Source organism: Streptomyces tauricus (genome assembly GCF_014650955.1).
In the GTDB taxonomy this organism is placed as follows: domain Bacteria; phylum Actinomycetota; class Actinomycetes; order Streptomycetales; family Streptomycetaceae; genus Streptomyces; species Streptomyces tauricus.
Genome location: NZ_BMVY01000060.1, coordinates 1 through 19,886 on the forward strand (window position 1 = coordinate 1; position 19,886 = coordinate 19,886).

The 19,886-nt window shown below is 69.2% G+C and carries 20 protein-coding genes and 1 pseudogene; 14 read left to right on the plus strand and 7 right to left on the minus strand.

Features of this window, described 5'->3' with window-relative positions:
- The first annotated feature begins 90 nt into the window (after window positions 1–90).
- From IE278_RS40160 to IE278_RS40185, 6 genes are all read left to right on the plus strand, one after another.
- A complete protein-coding gene (locus IE278_RS40160; RefSeq protein ID WP_189779968.1) occupies window positions 91–429 on the plus strand; it encodes a helix-turn-helix domain-containing protein in 339 nt (112 codons plus the stop codon).
- Window positions 430–1,130: 701 nt separating this feature from the next.
- The gene (locus IE278_RS40165) at window positions 1,131–1,673 is read left to right on the plus strand and encodes a SigE family RNA polymerase sigma factor (protein ID WP_189779969.1); all 543 of its coding nucleotides are present in this window, start codon (window positions 1,131–1,133) and stop codon (window positions 1,671–1,673) included.
- 29 nt (window positions 1,674–1,702) lie between these two features.
- Window positions 1,703–2,488: a hypothetical protein gene (locus IE278_RS40170; protein ID WP_189779970.1), complete on the plus strand. Its 786-nt coding sequence runs from the start codon at window positions 1,703–1,705 to the stop codon at window positions 2,486–2,488.
- 160 nt (window positions 2,489–2,648) lie between these two features.
- Window positions 2,649–4,517 (plus strand): leucine-rich repeat domain-containing protein, encoded by a 1,869-nt coding sequence (locus tag IE278_RS40175; protein WP_189779971.1) that lies wholly within the window; start codon window positions 2,649–2,651, stop codon window positions 4,515–4,517.
- A 237-nt stretch (window positions 4,518–4,754) separates the two neighbouring features.
- Complete coding sequence (locus IE278_RS40180; protein ID WP_189779972.1) at window positions 4,755–5,240, plus strand: TetR/AcrR family transcriptional regulator; 486 nt, start codon at window positions 4,755–4,757, stop codon at window positions 5,238–5,240.
- A 1-nt stretch (window position 5,241) separates the two neighbouring features.
- On the plus strand, window positions 5,242–5,607 hold the full coding sequence (locus IE278_RS40185) for a hypothetical protein (RefSeq protein WP_189779973.1): 366 nt from the start codon (window positions 5,242–5,244) through the stop codon (window positions 5,605–5,607).
- A 1,034-nt stretch (window positions 5,608–6,641) separates the two neighbouring features.
- Here IE278_RS40185 and IE278_RS40190 read toward each other — a convergent pair.
- From IE278_RS40190 to IE278_RS40200, 3 genes are all read right to left on the minus strand, one after another.
- Window positions 6,642–7,916: a cation:proton antiporter gene (locus IE278_RS40190; RefSeq protein WP_189779974.1), complete on the minus strand. Its 1,275-nt coding sequence runs from the start codon at window positions 7,914–7,916 to the stop codon at window positions 6,642–6,644.
- A 949-nt stretch (window positions 7,917–8,865) separates the two neighbouring features.
- Complete coding sequence (locus IE278_RS40195; RefSeq protein ID WP_189779975.1) at window positions 8,866–9,423, minus strand: DM13 domain-containing protein; 558 nt, start codon at window positions 9,421–9,423, stop codon at window positions 8,866–8,868.
- A 290-nt stretch (window positions 9,424–9,713) separates the two neighbouring features.
- A complete protein-coding gene (locus IE278_RS40200; protein WP_246571656.1) occupies window positions 9,714–11,177 on the minus strand; it encodes a hypothetical protein in 1,464 nt (487 codons plus the stop codon).
- A gap of 116 nt (window positions 11,178–11,293) precedes the next feature.
- Here IE278_RS40200 and IE278_RS40205 point away from each other — a divergent pair, with 116 nt between their 5' ends.
- Window positions 11,294–12,586, plus strand: coding sequence for a molybdopterin-dependent oxidoreductase (locus tag IE278_RS40205; RefSeq protein WP_246571632.1), 1,293 nt, complete (start codon window positions 11,294–11,296; stop codon window positions 12,584–12,586).
- A gap of 35 nt (window positions 12,587–12,621) precedes the next feature.
- Window positions 12,622–13,086: a hypothetical protein gene (locus tag IE278_RS40210; protein WP_373312234.1), complete on the plus strand. Its 465-nt coding sequence runs from the start codon at window positions 12,622–12,624 to the stop codon at window positions 13,084–13,086.
- A 390-nt stretch (window positions 13,087–13,476) separates the two neighbouring features.
- Here IE278_RS40210 and IE278_RS40215 read toward each other — a convergent pair whose 3' ends face one another.
- On the minus strand, window positions 13,477–13,911 hold the full coding sequence (locus IE278_RS40215; protein WP_189779978.1) for an arsenate reductase ArsC: 435 nt from the start codon (window positions 13,909–13,911) through the stop codon (window positions 13,477–13,479).
- A gap of 90 nt (window positions 13,912–14,001) precedes the next feature.
- On the opposite strand from IE278_RS40215, the gene IE278_RS40220 reads away from it, so the two are divergent.
- From IE278_RS40220 to IE278_RS40230, 3 genes are read left to right on the plus strand one after another with little or no spacing between them, the layout of a single operon-like run.
- Window positions 14,002–14,310 carry an ArsR/SmtB family transcription factor gene (locus IE278_RS40220; protein ID WP_189779979.1) on the plus strand — a complete coding sequence of 103 codons (309 nt, stop codon included), beginning with the start codon at window positions 14,002–14,004 and terminating at the stop codon, window positions 14,308–14,310.
- Window positions 14,307–15,425 (plus strand): ACR3 family arsenite efflux transporter, encoded by a 1,119-nt coding sequence (gene arsB / locus IE278_RS40225; RefSeq protein WP_189779980.1) that lies wholly within the window; start codon window positions 14,307–14,309, stop codon window positions 15,423–15,425. Before IE278_RS40220 ends, arsB begins: the two co-directional genes overlap by 4 nt.
- Window positions 15,422–15,685 (plus strand): NAD(P)-binding protein, encoded by a 264-nt coding sequence (locus IE278_RS40230; RefSeq protein ID WP_189779981.1) that lies wholly within the window; start codon window positions 15,422–15,424, stop codon window positions 15,683–15,685. Before arsB ends, IE278_RS40230 begins: the two co-directional genes overlap by 4 nt.
- A gap of 232 nt (window positions 15,686–15,917) precedes the next feature.
- Here IE278_RS40230 and IE278_RS40235 read toward each other — a convergent pair whose 3' ends face one another.
- Window positions 15,918–16,298 carry an ArsR/SmtB family transcription factor gene (locus tag IE278_RS40235; RefSeq protein ID WP_189779982.1) on the minus strand — a complete coding sequence of 127 codons (381 nt, stop codon included), beginning with the start codon at window positions 16,296–16,298 and terminating at the stop codon, window positions 15,918–15,920.
- A gap of 145 nt (window positions 16,299–16,443) precedes the next feature.
- Here IE278_RS40235 and IE278_RS40240 point away from each other — a divergent pair, with 145 nt between their 5' ends.
- Entirely contained in the window at window positions 16,444–17,847 is a 1,404-nt protein-coding gene (locus IE278_RS40240) for an NAD(P)-binding domain-containing protein (RefSeq protein WP_189779983.1), read from the plus strand.
- Window positions 17,844–18,044 (plus strand): annotated as a pseudogene (locus tag IE278_RS40245) (MFS transporter); the annotation flags it as partial. The gene IE278_RS40240 and the pseudogene IE278_RS40245, both read left to right, overlap by 4 nt.
- Window positions 18,045–18,132: 88 nt before the next feature.
- On the opposite strand, the gene IE278_RS40250 reads toward IE278_RS40245, so the two are convergent.
- Both IE278_RS40250 and IE278_RS40255 read right to left on the minus strand, forming a co-directional pair.
- Window positions 18,133–18,366, minus strand: coding sequence for a tectonin domain-containing protein (locus IE278_RS40250; protein WP_213089785.1), 234 nt, complete (start codon window positions 18,364–18,366; stop codon window positions 18,133–18,135).
- A gap of 446 nt (window positions 18,367–18,812) precedes the next feature.
- On the minus strand, window positions 18,813–19,259 hold the full coding sequence (locus tag IE278_RS40255; RefSeq protein WP_189779984.1) for an ATP-binding protein: 447 nt from the start codon (window positions 19,257–19,259) through the stop codon (window positions 18,813–18,815).
- Between the two features lie 243 nt (window positions 19,260–19,502).
- Here IE278_RS40255 and IE278_RS40260 point away from each other — a divergent pair, with 243 nt between their 5' ends.
- Window positions 19,503–19,832 (plus strand): STAS domain-containing protein, encoded by a 330-nt coding sequence (locus IE278_RS40260; protein WP_246571653.1) that lies wholly within the window; start codon window positions 19,503–19,505, stop codon window positions 19,830–19,832.
- Window positions 19,833–19,886: the final 54 nt, after the last annotated feature.

A 19,886-nucleotide genomic window follows, 5' to 3' on the forward strand; every position in this document is an offset into this window, starting at 1 on the left:
CAGTAGTTCCTTCGGGGCCCTGGTGCCGTACGGCACCAGGGCCCCTCCACGCGTTCCGCAGCCTCCATGACTTTCGCAGATGAGGTGCATGTGACAGCAGACGAGTCCTTCGGCCGTCTCGATGACGACGACTACCCCGCCTACACCATGGGCCGGGCCGCCGACATACTCGGCACCACCCCCGGCTTCCTGCGCGCCATCGGCGACGCCCGACTGATCACCCCGCTGCGCTCCGAGGGCGGCCACCGCCGCTACTCCCGCTACCAGCTGCGCATCGCCGCCCGCGCCCGGAAGCTCGTCGACCAGGGCACCCCCGTCGAAGCCGCCTGCCGCATCGTCATCCTCGAGGACCAGCTCGAAGAAGCCCAGCGCATCAACGCCGACCACCACCGCACCACCGAGGCAGCGAACTCCAAAGCCGCGGTCTGAGCAGCCGCGACCTGAACCGAAACGTCTGAGCGCGCTCTCGCCCTCACTCAGGTTGCCGAGGCCGACAACAAAGCGGCTACGCGCTGAGAGGTTCTTCCAGGTATCGGCCCTCAGAGTTCCCGCGGCCGGCCACGGTTCGCTCCTGATCGCTCGGCACGAAGCCACCGGCTTGTCTCACCTCCTGCGCCCGCCCGCTCCGGGTACCCACCCCCGGACGGGCCGCTGCCACGCTGCGCCGCGTTACACGGCACCGGCCGCGGACGCCACCGACACGCGCGGCCCTTGTGCTGCCCGCACTGACGGTGGGCCCGTCGGATGCCTTCCATCGGAAACCACTCGTGCCGACAGAACTCGTCACTGGGGTCTTGAAGCGATCTGTGGCGCGCACCTGACGACGGCGAAGAGTCCATGCTCCGGGGTGGAGGAGCCAGCTTATCGACGTAGGCCACGCTATCCGCAGTGATCTTCACCGCGCCCCTGCCGTCGATTCCGGCAGTGCCGGAACCCTGCCCTCAGCTTGAACACGGTGCGCGGACCCGGCTGTGGATCGCTTCTGTCATCTTGATCGGAACAGGGGGTGAGGCCTTCGTGCCGACTCAACCGGCACCTCCCCCGCTCCGACGAGAACGCGGAAGAAGATTCCGCGGTGAGGCAACGGTCTCCGCCTCTCATGGCCTCTTTTGAACATCTAGGAGGTGCTCATGGGGGTTCGGAAACAGGCCGGGGACCGAGAGTTCCAGGCCTTCGTCGTCGGCTGCTGGCCGCGGCTGATGCGCACGGCATTCCTGCTCACGGGGGAGCAGCACGCCGCGGAGGACCTGGTCCAGTCGACGCTGGAACAGGTCTATGTGGCCTGGCACAGGGTCGCCGCGGCCAACGACCCGGAGGCTTATGTACGACGAGTGATGATCAACGCGCATGCTCGCAGATATCGCAGGAAACTGCGGGAGTTCCTGGCGCCCAGGAGTGAGGACGCGGGCCTGACACACGAGGTGGCCGACACCGGTGACCGGATCGCCCAGGCCGACGACCGCCACACGCTGCTGAACGCGCTGGCCGAACTGCCGACACGGCAGCGGGAAGCAGTGGTGCTGCGCTACTGGGAAGACCTCACCGAGATGCAGACGGCCGAGGCGATGGGCTGTTCGGTCGGCACGGTGAAGAGCAACGCAGCCAAGGGGATCGCGAAGCTGCGCGCCCTATCGGGACTGGCGGAGACAGTGACGCAGGGAGGACGAAAGTGAAAAGTGCGGACTGGGAGACGAGCCACAACATGACACAGCATGACATCGCACTCCTGCTGGCCGACGCGGCCGACGAAGTGAAAATCGGCACAGCCCCTGCCCAGGAGCTGATTCGCGGCGGCCGCCGCCGCAAATGCCGTCGCTGGGCAGTCGTGGCGACCACCACCCTGGTCGTGGCCGGCTCCACGGGCGCTCTGGCCCTGACGGGGCTGTCCGGTGACGGGGACCGGGGGGCGTCGCCGGCGAGCCGGCCGGCCGCCAGCGCGGAGGCATCCGAGCCGCACATGCGGACGACCCTGGCGAGCGGCACCGACGCGGGAGTGCCGTGGAGGGTGTACATCGACGTGTGGAAGGCTCCGGCGGACACGGCGGAGGCCCAGGCCACCCTGGCGGCGATGGCCAAGTTCGGCGAGCACCCGGAGGACGTCTCCACGGCCTCCGAACTGGTGGGCAAGGTCGCGCACTTCGTGCACCGGGTCACCGGTGAAGAAGCGAGGACCACTCAGATCGCGGACATGGCGCTACCTGAGGACGACGTCCTGTCCGGCGGCGAGTACGGGTTCGTCACGCTCCCACTGCTCCCCGAAAACGACACAACCCCGCGCCTGGTGCTTGGCCAGGTCGCCAAGACCGCCCGGGAGGTCACCTGTACCTGGAAGGACGGCACGTCCACCAAAGTCGGCCGTGCGTCCGCGGCCACCGAGGCGAACGCCGCCCTTCCGGTCATCCACAGCCCCAAGCACTCGCCCTACGACTGGTTCGCCTGCCTGGCGCCGAAGTCCACCGAGTACGAGGGGCTCAAGGTGACGAAGTAGTAGCTGAAGCGGGAGACCGGGTGCGGGGGGCCGAGGCCGGTCGACGGTTCCCGACGCCCGGCGCCCCCACCGGAGCCCCCCCGTCCGGGCCGGGGGGCGTCAGCATCTCGCGACTTCACGCCTACAAAGTCAATGGATACGGAGTTGTAGGGTTCCGGGCATGACGTCGATCACCGGCAGCGGAAGCCCGGACGAACTCGTGCTGATCTACCGCGACTTGCTCGGCACAGCGAAGCCGGCCCAGGCTCGCAAGGCGGTACGGGAGCTGGTGACGGTCGCCGACGACGGCGCCGCGCTGAAGCTGGCCGCCCAGCTCGCGCCGGTCGCGGACCTCGCCCTGGACACGCTGCTGCGGCTGTGGCCGACGGCAGGTGATCCGGACGGCTACGCCGCGGCCCTGCTGGCGCCGGCCTTCCGCCGTCAGGGCCGAACCGAGCTGACATTGAAGCGGGCGACCTCACTGTCGGGCCTGCGGCACCTCACCATGCTGCGCACGCTGACGCTGGATCGCTGCAAGGAGATAACCGACCTCGCGGAACTCGGCGCGCTCACCGAGCTGCGCCACCTCGACCTGAACGGCTGTGCGGGAGTCGAGGACCTGACCCCCCTCGGCGGGCTCACCCAGCTCACCTGGCTGAGCCTGCACCGCTGCCGCCCGGTGTCCGACGTCAAGCCGCTGCTGCCCCTCAGCCACCTGCGCCACCTCGACCTGAGTATCACCCGGGTCACCTCGGTGACTGATTTCGCGGCAGCGTTCCCCCTGCTTGAGCACCTGAACCTGCGCGGCTGCCGGTCCTTCGCATCCCCGGCCCAGCTCTCCGGCCTGACCCGCCTCACCCACCTCGATCTCGGCTGGACGGCCGTCCGTGACCTGGCCGACCTGACACACGTACCCGCACTGGCCTCCCTGCGGCTGGCGAGCTGCAAGCAGCTTCGCGACCTGACCGGTATCGCCGCGGCGGTGAATCTCTCCGAACTCGTCATCGAGGACTGCCCCCGTTTCCGGTCCCTCCGCGGCTTCGGTCGGCACCCCGGCCTCAAGACACTGGAGATCAAGGGCTGTCCGGACTTGTCCGACCTGCACGGAGTCTCCGCGCTGACGCACTTGACGGAGCTGCGGATCGTGGACAGCGAACGGTTCGCCTCCGTCGCGGGAGCCGGATCCCTACCCTCGCTGGAAGACATCACCTTCGAGAACTGCCCGGCGCTGGCGGACTTCGCGCACCTGGCCGGCCTCACCGCCCGTTACCGGCTTCACCTGGACGGGCTGGGCCTGATCCGGGACCTCTCCCCGTTCGCGTCCCTCCCTGGCCTCCGCGGACTCAGCCTCGACAGGTGCCCCGGGCTGCTGGACCTCACCGGCCTCGGCTCCCATCGCGGGCTGGAGGAACTGTCCGTCAGCCGTACCGACAGCCTGAGCGACCCCAGCGACCTGGGCGACCTGCCGACTCTGCGTGAACTGGAGTTCAGCGGTCTTCCCTCGCTCACCGCGCTCGGCCACCTCGACGGCCTGACCGCGCTCACCAAGGTCAGTGTGCGGGATTGCCATGCGCTCACGGACATCAGCGGGCTCGCCGGCACCCCGGTCACCGACCTCACACTCGAAAGCGTCACAAGCCTCAACTCCCTGCGCGTCCTGGAGGCGTGCCCGGACCTGCGGGTACTGAGCGTGGAACGGATCCCTCAACTGATCGGCTTTCCCGCCCTCCACGCCCTGACCCGCCTCTATCTCTCCCGCCTGCCCTGGACGGACCTGTCGCCCCTGGCCGGACTCACGTCGCTCCAGTCCCTGCGTATGGGCTACATGGACGAAGTGGCGGACATCAGTACGCTGGCCGACCTGCCCGACCTCGCCGAACTCTTCCTCGGCGGCCTTCACTCCCTCACCGAGTTCGGACCGTTGCTCGACATGAAGTCGTTGCGCCGACTCAACAAGTCCCTGCAGATGAACGCGCAGATACTGCAAGGCCGACGCGATCCTGTCCTGATCGAGCTCGCGGCACGGGGCCTCGCGATAGATCAGCGCTGACCGTCACCGTCACCCACACCCGGAACCGGGCCCGCCATGGCGTGCGGGGACGTACTCGGGCGTGCACGGAGTGCTGAAGGCTGCGACCGCCGTCCAGATGCAACTGCCCCTTCCAGTAACCGGGTTGACACCCCATCGGCTCAGCCCGCCCTCGAAGGGGCGACTTCGCCACGCCAGCCGGAATTAAAGAACGTTCGTTCTTGACTGATCGTTCTCTTATTGCGTACGGTTACGGCCATGGGACGACCACGCGCCTTCGACACGGATCAGGCTGTCACCGACGCAGCCGTTGTCTTCGCTGCCCACGGCTACGAGGGCACTTCGGTGGACGACCTGGTCACGGCCACCGGTGTCCACCGGGGCAGCCTGTACAAGGTCTTCGGCTCCAAACGGAGCCTGCACCTGACCGTTCTGCGCAGCCACCTCGACCACGAGATCCATCCCACCGCTGCCGCCATCGCCAGCCTCACCGACCCCCAGCAGGCTCTCGCGGCGGCCATCGCCTCGTACGACAACGGCCCGGCCGCCGGGCTTCTCCTCCTCGCAGCCGCCGAACGTGCTCCTCACGACCCGGACGTCGCCGTGCTGGTCACGGAAGGCATCTGCGCGCTCGAGGACGCCCTGCGCCCCACTCACGGCGACGCGGCCCCCCGCCTCGCCTCCACCGTCCTCGGCACCCGCCTGCGCCTGCGCGCCCAGCCGAACACCACCAAGGAGCACTGACATGGCTCGCATCACCATCGACCGCGAACAGGCGACGCTGACTGCCGAATTCCAGGGCCTCGACAAGCTCTGGACCCTCAAGAGCAGCCTGGAAATCCCTCTCGCCCACGTACGCGGCGCCACGCACGACCCAGGCATAGCCCGCGGGTGGATGGGCCTACGCTTCGCCGGCACCCACGTCCCAGGTGTCATCACCGCCGGTCACTTCCGTCACGACGGCGAACATCTCTTCTGGTACGTGAAGAACCCGGACAAGGCGGTGGTCATCCAACTCGCCGATGCCAACACCTACGACCGCCTCGTCATCGAGGTCGACGACCCCCGCGCCACAGTTGCGCTCATCGAGCGGTCCATCCCCCGCGACTGAAGCACGACCTCCGGCGTGAACGCCTTCCGGCCGCGCGACGGCGATCCGCCCCCACCCTCTCGCAGCAGACGCAGCAGACGCAGCAGACGCAGGAGACGCGGGACTGTAAGACGTTCGGTGTAACCCGATCAGGGAAGATGCATCGATGAACAGTGAGAACGTATCCGCGTCCGAGGCTGTCGAGCTCACGAAGACCGCGTCCGAAGGCCGTGGACGACCAGTTGACCGACGAGCTGGTGCACCGGCCATCTCGGCATGATGACAGCTCGGCGTACTGGCGCCGGTGACAGGTATCGCGACCAGGTGACACCTGGCTCGACCTGCGGCCGAGCGATCCCGGAGACCTGATGCGGCCACGTCGACCCACTCATCAGGACGAGGCAGCCGCCATGAAGGCCACGGGTGGAGGAAATGCGGCCTCAGTGGGAGCCCTAGGCGGAGGTCTGGCCGCCAAGGTTGTCAGGGCATCTGGAACAAAGGCGCCTGCCTCCGCGCTGGGAGTTGTACCTCGCAGAAGAGCTCGACGCCGATACGTCACCTCGACTGCGGCAGAACCTGGGCTGAACTCGTCGGGCGTTCCACAGGCGGCTTGCTGGTGGTGAATCTGTCAGGTATCACCTTGTGCGACTCGGCCGGACTACACCTTGCTGGATATTCGTCAGACCCTGCCTTTGGCGGGGGTCGAAGTGGTGTTCACTCAAGCGAGCACGGTCATGCGTACTGCTGCGGAGAAAGCTGCTCTGACCGCTCACCTTTCACTTCGGGGCAGCTCGTGAACCTTTTCTGCCGAGCATGGATTCCGGCCCGGAAAAGAACATGAAGCGCGGGCGGCGGCCTTGTCCCGACGCCTCACCCTGCCAAGCGCACGCGCACGGTCGGAGCCGGCTTCGCTGCTGTCCTCGGTGCCCGGCCGACGGCGTGTCCTCCAGGGGCCATCCCCCCCCGGGTGTTCTGTACGGCAGCGGCCACTGTGCGGCCTCGGATGCCCCTTTCGGCGCCGTGACCGTGTGGTCCGCATCGCTGCTGCCTGCGCCTCATGCGCCCTCGCGTCGCGGGTGCGTGGCGGCAGTGCGCAACCGGTCGAGCCGGGCGACGACCGGACCTGCGGTGACGCCGTGCAGTACCACCGAGACGAGTACGGTGAACGTCACCACCGCCCACAGTTCCCGCTCCGGCACCGGAAAGTCTTGCTGCCCCAGACCGTAGGCGAGGTAGTACAGCGAACCGATACCTCGGATGCCGTAGCCCGCGACAACCCACCGTTGCATGGCGCGCACGGGGCTTCCGAGCAGCCCGGCCCACCCGGACAAGGGCCGAATCACCAGCAGGAGCACCAGCCCGGTGACCGCGCCCTGCCAGGTAAGAGAGGCAAGACCGCCCAGCGCGATGAATGCGCCCAACAAAAACAGCAACGCTGCAGTGAACAGGCGCTCGATCTGCTCCACGAAGTCGTGAAGGATGTTGTGGAAGCCGTGGGCGCGTTCGGCGGCCCGGATCGCGCACGCGGCGGTGAATACAGCGAGGAAACCGTAGCCCCCTATCAGCTCGGTCAACCCGTAGGCCAGGAAGGTGGCACCCAGCGCGACGAAACCTTCCCGATGTTCGGACATGCGCAACACCGGCGAACGGGCGCGGAAGAACAACCAGCCCAGCAGCCGGCCGACGAGCAACCCGCTCAACACACCCACGACGCACTTGAAAGCGACGTCCTCCACCGCCCATGCGCCGACCCAAGCTGACGACCAACCGCTTCCCGCGGCAGCGGCCAACGCGACAGCCGCATACGTCAAAGGGAAGGCAAGCCCGTCGTTGAGGCCCGCCTCGCTGGTGAGGGCGAAGCGCACCTCGTCCTCGTCGTCCTCATCCTCGGTGGGCTCGCCCACCCGCACCTCCGAGGCGAGCACCGGATCGGTCGGAGCGAGGACGGCGGCCAGGAGCAGGGCAGCCGCAGGCGGCCAGTCCAGCAGCCACCACGCCACAAGGGCGGTGGCCACGACGGTCAACACCATGGTGATGCCCAGCAGCCGCCAGGTCGTGCCCCACCTACGCCAGCCGACGGGTCGGTTGAGCGCCAGCCCGGCGCCCATCAGCGAGATGATCACCCCGATCTCGGTGACGTGTTCAGTCAGCTGCCGGTCTTCCACCGGATCGATGACAGGTAGCGGCAGAGGCAGCAGGTACACGCCGACACCGGCCACCAAGAACATCAGAGGCATCGAGAGCGGGCGTCCGGCCACCACCCGGGGAAGCACTGCCGCAAGCAGCGCTCCGGCTCCCAACCACGCGAACACCGCATCGGCGATTGTCACTGCGCTGCGCCCATCCTTCCGCCGTACCACCCGTGGCCCGGCGCTCATGCCGCACCGAACCGGGATCGACTGTCTTCAAAGATCACACGCCCGCATGAAGCCGGCGCGATCTTGATCCCAGCCCGCGTACCCACTATTCCAGCGGCACAGGCCTACGAGACGGACGTCGCCTGCCGACAAAGCCGCAAAGTAGGGCCAACACCTGGTTGCTGAAGGGAACCACGGCTATCCGCCGGGCCGCTCGGAACGCCCGATCGGTGGCAGGCGTATGGGCGCGGACATCGGCGACGTCCCATGCCGTTGACGTGCTGACCGATATCGGCGGGCCGGTCATGGACGCTCAGCCGGTCAAGCGGACAGCGCACACCGAAGCTCGCAGTTGCGAGGTCGGCGAAGCGCCGGGCGCGGCCGTGGTGGGCGGGGAGAGGGCTGCAGGTGATGAGGCGCAGCCCGCGAGTTGGGCGCCGCGAACTCCGGCGAACAGCGGGGTGAGGCGACGTCGATGCCGGTGTGGACGAAGGTCGCTCTTATGCGTTCGGTGAGGTCTTTGACCAGGCAGGGCTTCCGCTCTGGTGGTGCGCGGGTTGGGGCGGCGGATCTCGTCGATGAGGACCAGGCGAACGCCGGCTTGGGCGCAGGTGTGGCAGACGGCCTCGGTGATCTGGGCCCGGATCATGCGGGTGGTGACGGGGATGCCGAGATATCAGGCGCATCCGGTGGCGGGGGTTTTGGCGGTGGCGCCAGACGGCACCAGCAGGTACGCGACCAGTACCTGCTGGTGGGTGCGTCCGGGCCGTCATCCGCTGGACCCTCGTCGACACAGACTTGACCAAGCGCGCCGAGTCTGCCGCCGGCTGACCTCGCTCCCTGCGCTGAGTGCCATTCCAGTCAGGGGAGCCACAAGCGAACAGCCCCTCTCATCTCAGCCCGACCACGACTGCGTCACTTGTCAGGCGCGGGCGAGCTCGGCGGCACCGAACGACACGTCGAAACGGTCACACCAGATGCTCACGCTGCGGTAACTTGACGGATCCACGTCCCGAGGTACGGCGTAGTTCTGACTTCCCTTGTTGCCCTTCAGCTTGCCGAGGCTGACGTACTTTCCGTCGTCGAAGAGATGCCACCCGGCCTGGCCTTGCTTCACCGGCGCGTCGGTCAGCCAGACGCGCAAGTCCGGTCCATTGCTGGTGTCGAGGTTCTCTAGCCGGACGACATGGGAGCCGTCCGTCAGTCGTACGAGTCTCACCGTCCCCGAGGTCGCGTGCTCGTGGCTGATCAGCTCACCATCGGCCAGCGTCTGTGGCCCGGTGGCCTGGGAGGGCGGCGCCGGGGTCTCGTCGGAGGGCACCACGGCAGGGGGAGCGGAGGTCTGCGCGACTTCGGGCAGGGCCTCTTGGACGGTCTGGTCCTGCCACAGCTTCCACGGTTGGAACCAGTACAACCCGAAGCCGACTCCGCTGACCGCCACCACCGCGATGACCCACGGCCAGGTCAACGTCTTCCGCATGCGGCCCACCCCTACTCGCCACCTGAGAGTTTCCTGACCTGAGAGTTTCCTGTCGCTCTCTCATTCAACCGAACTGGATGGCCGTCCCGCGCCCCGTGGCTGATGACGGAATCCTTACGGTGCGCCGGTGGCATCGGTGCGCCGGCGGCTACGAGGGCCGGGCGCGGAGGGCATGCCACTTCCTAGGTCGGCCTGGTGGAGCGCTGGCGGCGGGCAATGGGGGCCTTGAGTGGGATGTAGGCGCGGACGATCACTATTCCGGGTCCGACCGCGGCCCGCCCCCGGGAATCTCACCATCCCGTCAGCAGCAGGTGGTTGAGGAGCAGGGCGAGTACGGCTTGGGCGCCGAGCCAGGTCCGGGGGTGGCTGAGTAGCGCGCTGGCCGGGAGCAGCCATATCGCGAAGGGCAGCCAGATGCGTTCGGTTTCCGCTTTGCTCATGCCGGACAGGTCGGCGGTGAGCAGGGCGAGCAGACCGCACAGGACGAGCAGGGCGAGCCGGGCCCGGGCGCCCGCCTGCCGAGATTCGGCGCCGGGTGTTCGACGTACGACCCTCGGCTCTCGGGGCTCGCGGTGGGGGAGTAGGCCGTGGCGTCCGTGGGCCAGTGCGGCGGCCGCCCGGCGGAGGCCGGCGGCCGTTGCGAGACCGGTGATGAGGACGGTGCATGCGAGGTTCGCCCATACCCAGTAGCCGTAGGGGCGGATACCGCCCGCGCCGGCGTAGTAGCGCTCGACCAGGACGGGGTACGCCTCCCACCAGTGGAACCCGGCGAGGGTGAACGCGGTGGGGACGACGGCGAACCCGGTGACGAGGAAGGCGGCGCGGGAGACGAGGCAGGGGAGCACCGGGACCCGGCTGCGTGCGAGGAAGAGCACGCCCGCGCCGATGACCGCGATGAGGGTGAGTCCGTAGGAGAGGTAGCAGGTCAGGCCGAACAGGAGGCCGGAGGTGAAGGCGGTGACTGTGGTGCGGGGGCCCTTCGGCGCGGTCGCGGCGAGCGTGAGTGCCGCCACCGACCAGGCGGCGGCCGCGGTGAAGTACGCGTCGGCCGACGTGCCCATCCAGACCGCCGCTGGTGCGAGCACCAGGAAGGGTGCCGCGCGCCGCGCGCACTCCTCGTCGGCGAGCCTGCGCACGGTCACCAGTACGGCGACGCAGGCGGTGGCGCCGAGCGTGATGCACCAGGTCCCGGCCCAGCCGCCGCCGCTCAGCCCGATCCGGTCGAGGAGGACGAAGGTCAGGGAGGCGGCGGGCGGATGTCCGGCCACATGGGGTGGCCAGTGGTCGGGTGAGGTGAGCGGGATGTGGTGGGTGAAGTCCCGCAGGGTGGCCGGGATGTCGTGGAAGCGGTCGATGACCTGGAGGTATTCGTAGCGGGTGGTGAGCCGGACGGCCACGCCCCGGTGCCATCCGTCGATCAGGGCCAGCGACCAGGTCCAGGCCATGGCGGCCGCCCAGGAGGCGCCCAGCAGCGCCCGCCAGGGCAGGCGCGCCGTGAGGACGGGTCCGTACGCCACGACGCCGAGCGCGACCGTTATCGCGGCCGGGGTGCCGGGGCCGACGTGCGGGTCCCAACTGGCCCACAGCGGGGGCCAGTTCGCGAACAGGGTGTGGTCGGTGTTTTCGATGTGGCGGCCGATCAGTACGGCGGCGAGGACGAGGAACGCGGCGGCCGACGCCGCGGCCAGGTCGCGCGGGGTCGGGTCGCGCGGAGTTGGGACACGAGGTTTCGGGTCGCGCAGTGGGGAGCGGATCACACGGGAACGCTAGGGCGGCGGACACCGCCCCGAGCCGTCGGCCGTGCGGACGTCAGCGTTTCGTCATGGTTCACGCGCCCTCCCCGGGGCCCTTTCCTGCCTACGGTCGGGCCATGCGCGACCACACCCCACGACCTCCCACTCCACGGCTGCCCACCTCACGGCTGCCCACCTCACCCGGGTTCTGGCGCAGTCCGCTGCGCGGTCCCTGGTTCACGTCGGTGCTCGGCCTCGTCCTGCTCGTAGGCATCACCGTGCTGTTCGTGACGGGTCTGCTGTCTTACGCCGCCTACAACCCCGGCCTGGCACCGGTGAACGACAAGACCCCGGACAAGGGGCTTCTCGGCTTCTACCTCTTCGCCTGGCCCACGCATCCGCACTGGCTGTACCGCCTCACCCAGGGCGTGCACGTCACCTTCGGCATCACCCTGATCCCCGTACTGCTGGCCAAGCTGTGGTCGGTGGTGCCGAAGCTGTTCGCGCTGCCGCCGGCCCGTTCGGCCGCTCACGCGCTGGAGCGGATCTCCTTGCTGCTGCTGGTCGGGGGCGCGCTGTTCGAGTTCGTGACCGGTGTGCTCAACGTCCAGCTCGACTACCTCTTCCCCGGGTCCTTCTATCCGCTCCACTTCTACGGCGCGTGGGTGTTCTTCGCCGCGTTCGTCACCCACGCCGCACTGAAGACACCGGCCGCCGTGCGGAACGTACGCCGCATGCGGGGCGAGCGGGATGGGCGTGAAAGGCAGGAGGCGGCGGGGGAGTTGGTCGCTCCGCGGCCCGATCCCCCGACCGTCTCGCGGCGCGGGGCGCTGTGGTTCGTCGGCGGTGCCTCACTGCTGCTGTGGGGGACGACGGCGGGGCGGAGTTTCGACGGCCCGCTGCGGCGCACGGCTCTCCTCGCACCGCACGGCGGCGCGGACCCGGGCAGCGGCCCGAACGGCTTCCAGATCAACAAGACGGCCGCCTACGCGGGCATCGCGGCGACCGAGACGAGCGAGGACGCCTGGCGGCTCGTCCTCACGGGACGGACGGGCACGGTCCGGCTGAGCCGGGCTGAGCTGCTCCGACTGCCGCTGCACAGTGCGGCATTGCCCATCGCGTGTGTCGAGGGCTGGTCGACCTCGGACCAGTGGTGGCGCGGTGTGCGGCTGCGTGACCTCGCGGCGCTCGTCGGCCACGACGAGGAGCCGCCGGACGTCCTCGTCGAGTCCCTTCAGCGGCACGGCGCCTTCCGTCGCGCGGCCCTGCGCGCCAACCAGGTGGCGGACCCGCGCTCCCTGCTCGCGCTGCTGGTCAACGGGGAGGACCTGAGTCCGGATCACGGCTACCCGGCACGGATCGTCGTGCCCGCGGCACCCGGGGTGCTGAACACCAAATGGGTGGCGCGCATGACCTTCGGAGACCTGTGATGCCCCGGATACCTTTGATGAGTCGGAGACCTGTGATGCGGAAGGCCCCGCAGGGGACCATGCAACTCCTGCTGCTCGCCTGCTCGTTCGCGCTCGCGGGCTATGCCGGCGTACGCCTGCTCGCCGACGACTGGCTCGGAGTGGCCCTGTGGTTCGTGGGGGCGGCCCTGCTGCACGATCTCGTACTGGTGCCGCTGTACGCGGCCGCGGACCGCGGGCTCGTCCGGGTGTTCGGCGCGGCGGGCCACCGGGATCGGACGATGTACGTCCGTGTCCCGGCGGCCCTGTCCGCGCTGCTCCTGCTCGTCTGGTTCCCGCTGATCGGCGGTCAGACGGACCGGCGGTACCGGATGGCCACCGGGCTGTACGCGGACGGCTTCCTGGCCCGCTGGCTGCTGATCACGGCCGTCCTCTTCGCCGGTTCGGCGCTCCTCTTCCTGCTCCGGCTGCGGTCGCGGCTGCGCAGGGCGACGAAGGAGCGTCCGCCGGTCGCCCACTGATCGGCGGCCGTAGCCGCCGGGGAGTTCGGTTCGGACGCCGGATGTGTATTCGTCACGCGGGTGCGGGTGCGGGTGCGGGTGCGGGCGCTGGCTCATGCCGCGACAACCCCTGGCTTGTGGGGCGGGGCGCCGTTCTCCACGTCAAAGCAGCGGCCCTGTGATCGATCCGCGACACGATGACTGCGACGGAACGAAACGACATGAACTCGATCGGCCATCACTCCCTGCCGTGCAACGCCGCCGTCAGAGGGCGGGGAGGTCGGCGGGGGAGAGGGGTTGGGGCTGGCGGCTGGTACCGGGCACGTATTTGAGGACTGCGGTATTTCTGCGCCGGCCGGGCCCCGCGGCGACGGGTCCTGTGCGCTGCGATGAGGCCGTCGGCTGTCCCTCTTACGCTGTGGCTTCCGGCTTGGACGGGGCGATCTCGGCGATCAGGCCCTCGATGAGGGTCTTGATCTCGTCGCGGATCGGGCGGACCGCGTCGACGCCCTGGCCGGCCGGGTCGTCCAGCTTCCAGTCCAGGTAGCGCTTGCCGGGGAAGACGGGGCAGGTGTCGCCGCAGCCCATGGTGATGCACACGTCGGACTCCTTCACCGCGTCGACGGTGAGGATCTTCGGGACCTCGGCGGAGATGTCGATGCCGACCTCGGCCATTGCGGCGACGGCGGCCGGGTTGACCCGCTCGCCCGGGTCGGAGCCGGCGGAGCGGACCTCGACGCGGTCTTCGGCCAGGTGGGTCAGCCAGGCGGCGGCCATCTGGGAGCGGCCTGCGTTGTGGACGCAGACGAACAGGACGGACGGCTTCGTGCCGGGGCTCTCGGGCATGATGGCTCTCTCGTCTCGCGGCGGCTGCACGCCACCCATGACATCAGCCTTCGCTGGTATCAGCGAACGGTGATGTGACAGTATCAGCGCATGCTGACTTCAGTCGATCCTGATGTGATCCGGGCGCTGGGCGATCCGCTCCGGCTGCAGATCGTGACCTTGCTGGCGCGCGAGACGCTGTGCACCACGCACCTGGTGGAGGAGACCGGGGCCAAGCAGACCAACCTGTCCAACCACATGAAGGTGCTGCGCGAGGCCGGTGTGGTGGAGACCGAGCCGTGCGGCCGCTTCACCTACTACAAGCTCAAGCCCGACGTCCTGGCCGGCCTGTCCGGGCAGTTCGCCGAGCTTGCCGAATCCGCCCGCGCCGCTGCCGGGAACAAGAGGGCCTGCCCGTGACCTCCACCGAGCCCACCGCTGCCCGCGCCCGGAGCGCTGAGGCGGCCGGGGATGATTCGATCGTCAAGAAGCTCTCCGCCCTCGACCGCTACCTCGCGGTGTGGATCCTACTTGCCATGGCCGTCGGCCTGGGGCTGGGCCGGCTCATCCCGGGGCTGAACGACGCGCTCGCGAAGGTGGAGATCGGCGGGGTCTCCCTGCCGATCGCGCTCGGCCTGCTGATCATGATGTATCCGGTCCTGGCGAAGGTCCGCTACGACCGGTTCGACGCCGTCACCGGCGACCGCACGCTCATGGCGTCGTCGCTGGTCATCAACTGGATCGTCGGCCCGGCGGTCATGTTCGCGCTTGCGTGGATCTTCCTGCCGGACCTGCCCGAGTACCGCACGGGCCTGATCATCGTCGGCCTGGCCCGCTGCATCGCCATGGTGATCATCTGGAACGACCTCGCCTGCGGTGACCGCGAGGCCGCCGCCGTCCTCGTCGCCCTGAACTCCGTCTTCCAGGTCCTCGCGTTCGGCCTGCTGGGCTGGTTCTACCTCGACCTGCTGCCCGGCTGGCTCGGCCTCGGCGACGGCGAGCACCTCGACATCTCCATGGGGAAGATCGCGCTGAACGTGGTCGTCTTCCTCGGGATCCCGCTGCTGGCCGGCTTCCTGACGCGCCGCCTCGGTGAGAAGAAGCTCGGCCGCGCCGGTTTCGAGCAGCGGTTCCTGCCGAAGATCGGCCCCTGGGCGCTGTACGGGCTGCTGTTCACGATCGTCATCCTCTTCGCGCTGCAGGGGAAGACCATCACGTCGCAGCCGCTGGACGTCGCGCGGATCGCACTGCCTCTGCTGGTCTACTTCGCCGTGATGTTCTTCGGCACCTTCCTCCTGGGCAAGGGCCTGGGCCTGGCTTATGACCGCACCGCGACCCTCGCCTTCACCGCGGCGGGCAACAACTTCGAGCTGGCCATCGCGGTCGCCATCGCCACCTTCGGCGTCACCTCCGGCCAGGCTCTGTCCGGCGTCGTCGGCCCGCTCATCGAAGTGCCGGTCCTGATCGGCCTGGTCTACGTCGCGCTCGCCTGGCGAAGGAAGTTCGCCGCCGCCGCGGTGACGACGGCTCCGTGACCCACAAGACGGACGTGGTGGTGACCGGCGGCGGCCAGGCAGGACTCGCCGCCGGCTACCACCTGCGCCGCCGGCGCCTCGCCTTCGTGATCCTGGACGCGCAGGCGGCGCCGGGCGGGTCCTGGCGGCACAGGTGGCACTCGCCGCACCTGTTCTCCCCTGCGGAGCACTCCTGGCTGCCCGGCCACCCCGCACCCGGCCGCCTCTCGCCCGGCCGGGCGAGGCGTACCGGGCGCCGGGCACGCGGGGGGACTGTCTGACCGACTACGGCAAGCGCTGCGCCTGCCCGTCCGGTACGGCACCCGCGTGGACGCCGTACGCCGCCGCGCGGACCGCCACTGCATCACCGCCGCGGGTGAACTCCCTCTCGCGGCGTGGCAGTCGCAACAGCGCGAGACCATCAGCGCCTGGGCGCAGCGGCAATCCGTCGTGGCAACCGCGCAGCAGCTGCCATGACCGGAGGGTTCGCCAACCCCGGCCGCGTTCACCGTTCTAGGCGGCCTTGACCGGCGTGAGGGCCAGCAGGCGGCCCATCGCCGCCAGTACCGAGGACTCGACCCGGTAGTACACCCAGGTGCCGCGCCGCTCGGAGGTCAGCAGTCCGGCGTCCTTGAGCTTCTTCAGATGGTGGGAGACGGTCGGCTGGGACACTCCGACGTCGGAGATGTCGCACACGCACGCCTCACCGCCCTCGTGCGAGGCCACTGCCGAGAACAGGCGCAGCCGCACCGGATCGCCCAGCGCCTTGAACATCCGCGCGGCGGTCTCGGCCTCCTGCGCGGTGAACGGGCGCTCTGTCAGCGGTGGGCAGCACGGCGCCACGCCCTCGGACGCCTCGGACTCCACCAGCGGCAGCACCTTCGAATTCGGCATGCATCTATGTTGACATACGTCGAACCTGGCTGGCCAGGGAGCGTTATCTTGACGGAATCGATGGATGTCTATGTTGACGTGTATCTAATCAGGTGTCATCCTGGCCGGGTAACGAATCGACAAACGTCGAAACAAGGGGGATCTCGTGAACGCGCCCACCACCGACCAGCTGCCCGTCGTGGTCGTCGGAGCCGGCCCGACCGGCCTGGCCGCCGCCGCCCATCTGGTCGACCGCGGCCTTGAGCCCCTGGTCCTGGAGGCCGGGCCCACCGCCGGCGCCGCAGTGCGCGCGTGGTCGCACGTGCGGCTGTTCTCCACCTGGGGAGAGGTCGTGGACCCCGCCGCCGAGAAACTCCTGGCCCCCACCGGCTGGACGCGCCCCGACGCGGCCACCTACCCCTCCGGGGGCGAATGGGCCGAGTCCTACCTGCAGCCGCTCGCCGACATCCTTGGTGACCGAATCCGTACCGGTGCCACCGTCACCGGTGTCTCACGCACCGGCCGGGACCGGATCGTGGACGCCGACCGCGAGCAGCAGCCGTTCGTCGTCCACGTCGCCCATGCCGACGGCCGGGAGGAGCGCGTCTTCGCCCGCGCCGTCATCGACGCCTCCGGCACCTGGGCCACACCGTCTCCGGCCGGCGGCAGTGGCCTTGCCGCACTCGGCGAGAAGGCCGCGGCGGACCGGATCACCTACCGCGTCCCGGATCTGAAGGACCCCGTCGTCCGCGGCCGGTACGCGGGCAAGCGCACCGCCGTGATCGGCTCGGGCGCCTCGGCGTTCACCGCTCTCGCCTCCCTTGCCGACCTCGCCACGTCCGACGGCGGCGCGGAGACGAAGGGGGTGTGGATCCTGCGCCGTGGCATCTCCGGCTCCACCTTCGGCGGCGGCGAAGCCGACCAGCTCCCGGCGCGCGGCGCCCTGGGTCTGGCAGCCAAGGCCGCCGTCGACGAGGGCCACGCGGACGCGGTCACCGGATTTCGCACCGAGGCGATCGAGCGCGCCACCGACGGCCGCCTGGTCCTGCTCGGCGAGGACGGCCGCCGCCTGGACCCGGTCGACGAAGTGATCGTGCTGACCGGCTTCCGCCCCGACCTGTCCTTCCTCGACGAGCTGCGCCTCGGGCTCGACGAGCGCCTCCAGGCCCCGGTGGCCCTGGCTCCGCTGATCGACCCCAACCAGCACTCCTGCGGCACCGTCTACCCGCACGGCCACCGCGAGCTCTCCCACCCCGAGCAGGGCGTGTACCTGGTCGGCATGAAGTCCTACGGCCGCGCCCCGACGTTCCTTGCGATGACCGGCTACGAGCAGGTCCGCTCCGTCGCCGCCGCGATCGCCGGCGACCTCGGCTCCGCCGACCGCGTGGAACTCACCCTGCCCGAGACCGGAGTCTGCGGCGGCGCCGGCCTGTTCGACGCACCCGACGCCCAGGAAGGCGACGGCGGCGGCTGTTGCGCGCCCGCGCCGCAGCTCGTCCAGCTCGCAGCCCCCGGCACGGTCGGGGCGGCTGCCGAAAAGGCACCGGCGGGCGGCTGCTGCGGCTCGTGAGCCGCCTGGGCACCCCCGCGCGTGGGGCCGCGACCGGAACAGGGGACCGGTCGCGGCCCCACGCCGCCCTGCCCGCTCTGTGCGCCACGCAGATCGTGAGCTGGGGCATCGTCTACTACGCCTTTCCCGTCTTCAGCCCGCAGAGCACCGCCGCGACGGGTTGGCCGGCAGGGGCGACCACCACGGCGTTCTCCCTGGGCGGCCGCTCACCACTGTTCGGGACGGACAAGCCGCACCCCGTCACCGCGGTTCGGTGACGGGGCGCGGAGCGGAGGCCGACTCGGCTCAGGGCTGGTCGCCGGTGTAGCGGTAGATCTCGGCGTTGGCGTTGACGCCCCAGACGGTGCCGTCGGCTGCCGCGCTGATGTCGGTCAGTCCGCCGGGGACGCCGTGCCAGGGTGTGGCGTCGTCGTTGGTGAACCGGTAGATCTTCCCTTCCGAGTTCACCCCCCACACGTTCGACCGCGACCCGGCCGAGATACCCGTCAGTCCGCCCGTGATCTTCTTCCAATGAGCCATGCCGACCTTGTTCCCCTCACTCGTGCGACGCCTTCAGACGCTCAGCCCGAGAGTAGGTCCGTCAAATGGCCCAATACCGGGATTGTTCAAACAAAAGAATCTGAAAATAGATGTTTGGTGCTGATCCTTCCCGAACCGCCTGACGCAGGGCCAGCCGAGCGCCGGCACATTGGCCGGATGCGCGGTCCCACCTGCGGGGGATCGACGCGGCGGCACCAGACGTGCAGGGGAAGGCCGCACCCGCGACCCCGCTCCTGCAGAAGGCCGTCGGCGAAGACCCCCCGGCGACATCCTCAGAGGGCGTTTCCCCAATGCTTCATCCAGATACATGGCTTTGATGCGCTATCAGAACCCTCGCCACGTGGGAATGGCTAAGCCCTCGCCCGCGACCGGACACTGCGTCACGGGAACAGCTACCGTCGGCGCCCTGGTGGTGGTTGTCGCGGTTATTGGGGGTGGCGTCCGCTGACATTGCCGCCGGGGTCGTCCAGGAGGGCGATGCGGACGGTGATGCGTTTGCCGACGGGTTCCTGCTGGACCTCGAAGCCCTGGGCGACGGCCATAACGATCTCCAGGCCGTGCTGCCCGACTCTGCCCGCGTCCGCGGCGCGGGCCACCGGCAGTACGGGGTCGCTGTCCCACACGGCTACTTCCACCGTGTCCCCGGCGATGCGCAGTTCCATCAGGACCGGGCCAGGGGCGTATTTGCGGGCGTTGGTGACCAGTTCGCTGACCACCAGCCGGGTCAGATCCATCGCCCGGGCGGACACCGGCAGGCCGTGCTCGGACTGCACGCGGGTGAGAAAACGGGCCGCGTGGTGGCGTGCGTCGGCGATGACGGAGCCGTCTCCGTCCAGGGCGACCGTGTCCTCGATCACCCGCGCATCTGGCATGACGCTGCTCTCATCCTCGGGGGCTGATTCCACCGGGTCCACGTGTATTCCCCCGTTCACCTTCTGGCGCCTACCCTGCACCCTCGCGCACATGTCCGCCGTATTCTGGCGGAAGGATCGAACTTCTGTTCACTGCCGTGCCGGGGCAGACTCACCTCGCGTCTATGGTGTCCGGGACCCCTATCAGCCAGCACAGTCGAGGACGCGGTGACCGAAACCCCCAGAGCAGTACCCTCCAGCCGGTTGTCGATCGACCAGATCCTCCTTGACGGCATCCGTGTGGTCAGCCTGCGCGGGGAGATCGACCACACGGTCAAAGCCCAGCTCACCGACGCCCTGCTGCCCGACGAGCCCACGACAGGGATGCGGATCGTGCTGGACCTCAGCGGGGTGACCTTCATGGACTCCAGCGGCATCAACGTCCTCGTCACCACCCACCAGACGGCCACCCGCACCCAGGGATGGCTGCGCCTCGCCGGCCCCCGGGAAGCCGTCCAGCGGGTCCTGCACGTCGTCGGCCTCGACGACGTCATCGACTGCTACCCCACCCTCGAACAAGCCCTGACCGCCTAGGGCCTGTCGTCAAATGTCACGCCCACATCAGGAGTGAGGCGAGGGTGATGGCCG

Excerpts from the sequence above, each read along its gene's own strand:
- IE278_RS40255 (WP_189779984.1), bottom strand. The coding sequence starts at position 19,259 with ATGCCAGATGCGCGGGTGATCGAGGACACGGTCGCCCTGGACGGAGAC.
- IE278_RS40175 (WP_189779971.1), top strand. The coding sequence starts at position 2,649 with ATGACGTCGATCACCGGCAGCGGAAGCCCGGACGAACTCGTGCTGATC.
- IE278_RS40235 (WP_189779982.1), bottom strand. The coding sequence starts at position 16,298 with ATGCCGAATTCGAAGGTGCTGCCGCTGGTGGAGTCCGAGGCGTCCGAG.
- IE278_RS40220 (WP_189779979.1), top strand. The coding sequence starts at position 14,002 with ATGCTGACTTCAGTCGATCCTGATGTGATCCGGGCGCTGGGCGATCCG.
- IE278_RS40185 (WP_189779973.1), top strand. The coding sequence starts at position 5,242 with ATGGCTCGCATCACCATCGACCGCGAACAGGCGACGCTGACTGCCGAA.
- IE278_RS40165 (WP_189779969.1), top strand. The coding sequence starts at position 1,131 with ATGGGGGTTCGGAAACAGGCCGGGGACCGAGAGTTCCAGGCCTTCGTC.
- IE278_RS40250 (WP_213089785.1), bottom strand. The coding sequence starts at position 18,366 with ATGGCTCATTGGAAGAAGATCACGGGCGGACTGACGGGTATCTCGGCC.
- IE278_RS40195 (WP_189779975.1), bottom strand. The coding sequence starts at position 9,423 with ATGCGGAAGACGTTGACCTGGCCGTGGGTCATCGCGGTGGTGGCGGTC.
- IE278_RS40170 (WP_189779970.1), top strand. The coding sequence starts at position 1,703 with ATGACACAGCATGACATCGCACTCCTGCTGGCCGACGCGGCCGACGAA.
- IE278_RS40215 (WP_189779978.1), bottom strand. The coding sequence starts at position 13,911 with ATGCCCGAGAGCCCCGGCACGAAGCCGTCCGTCCTGTTCGTCTGCGTC.
- IE278_RS40205 (WP_246571632.1), top strand. The coding sequence starts at position 11,294 with ATGCGCGACCACACCCCACGACCTCCCACTCCACGGCTGCCCACCTCA.
- IE278_RS40180 (WP_189779972.1), top strand. The coding sequence starts at position 4,755 with ATGGGACGACCACGCGCCTTCGACACGGATCAGGCTGTCACCGACGCA.
- IE278_RS40210 (WP_373312234.1), top strand. The coding sequence starts at position 12,622 with ATGCGGAAGGCCCCGCAGGGGACCATGCAACTCCTGCTGCTCGCCTGC.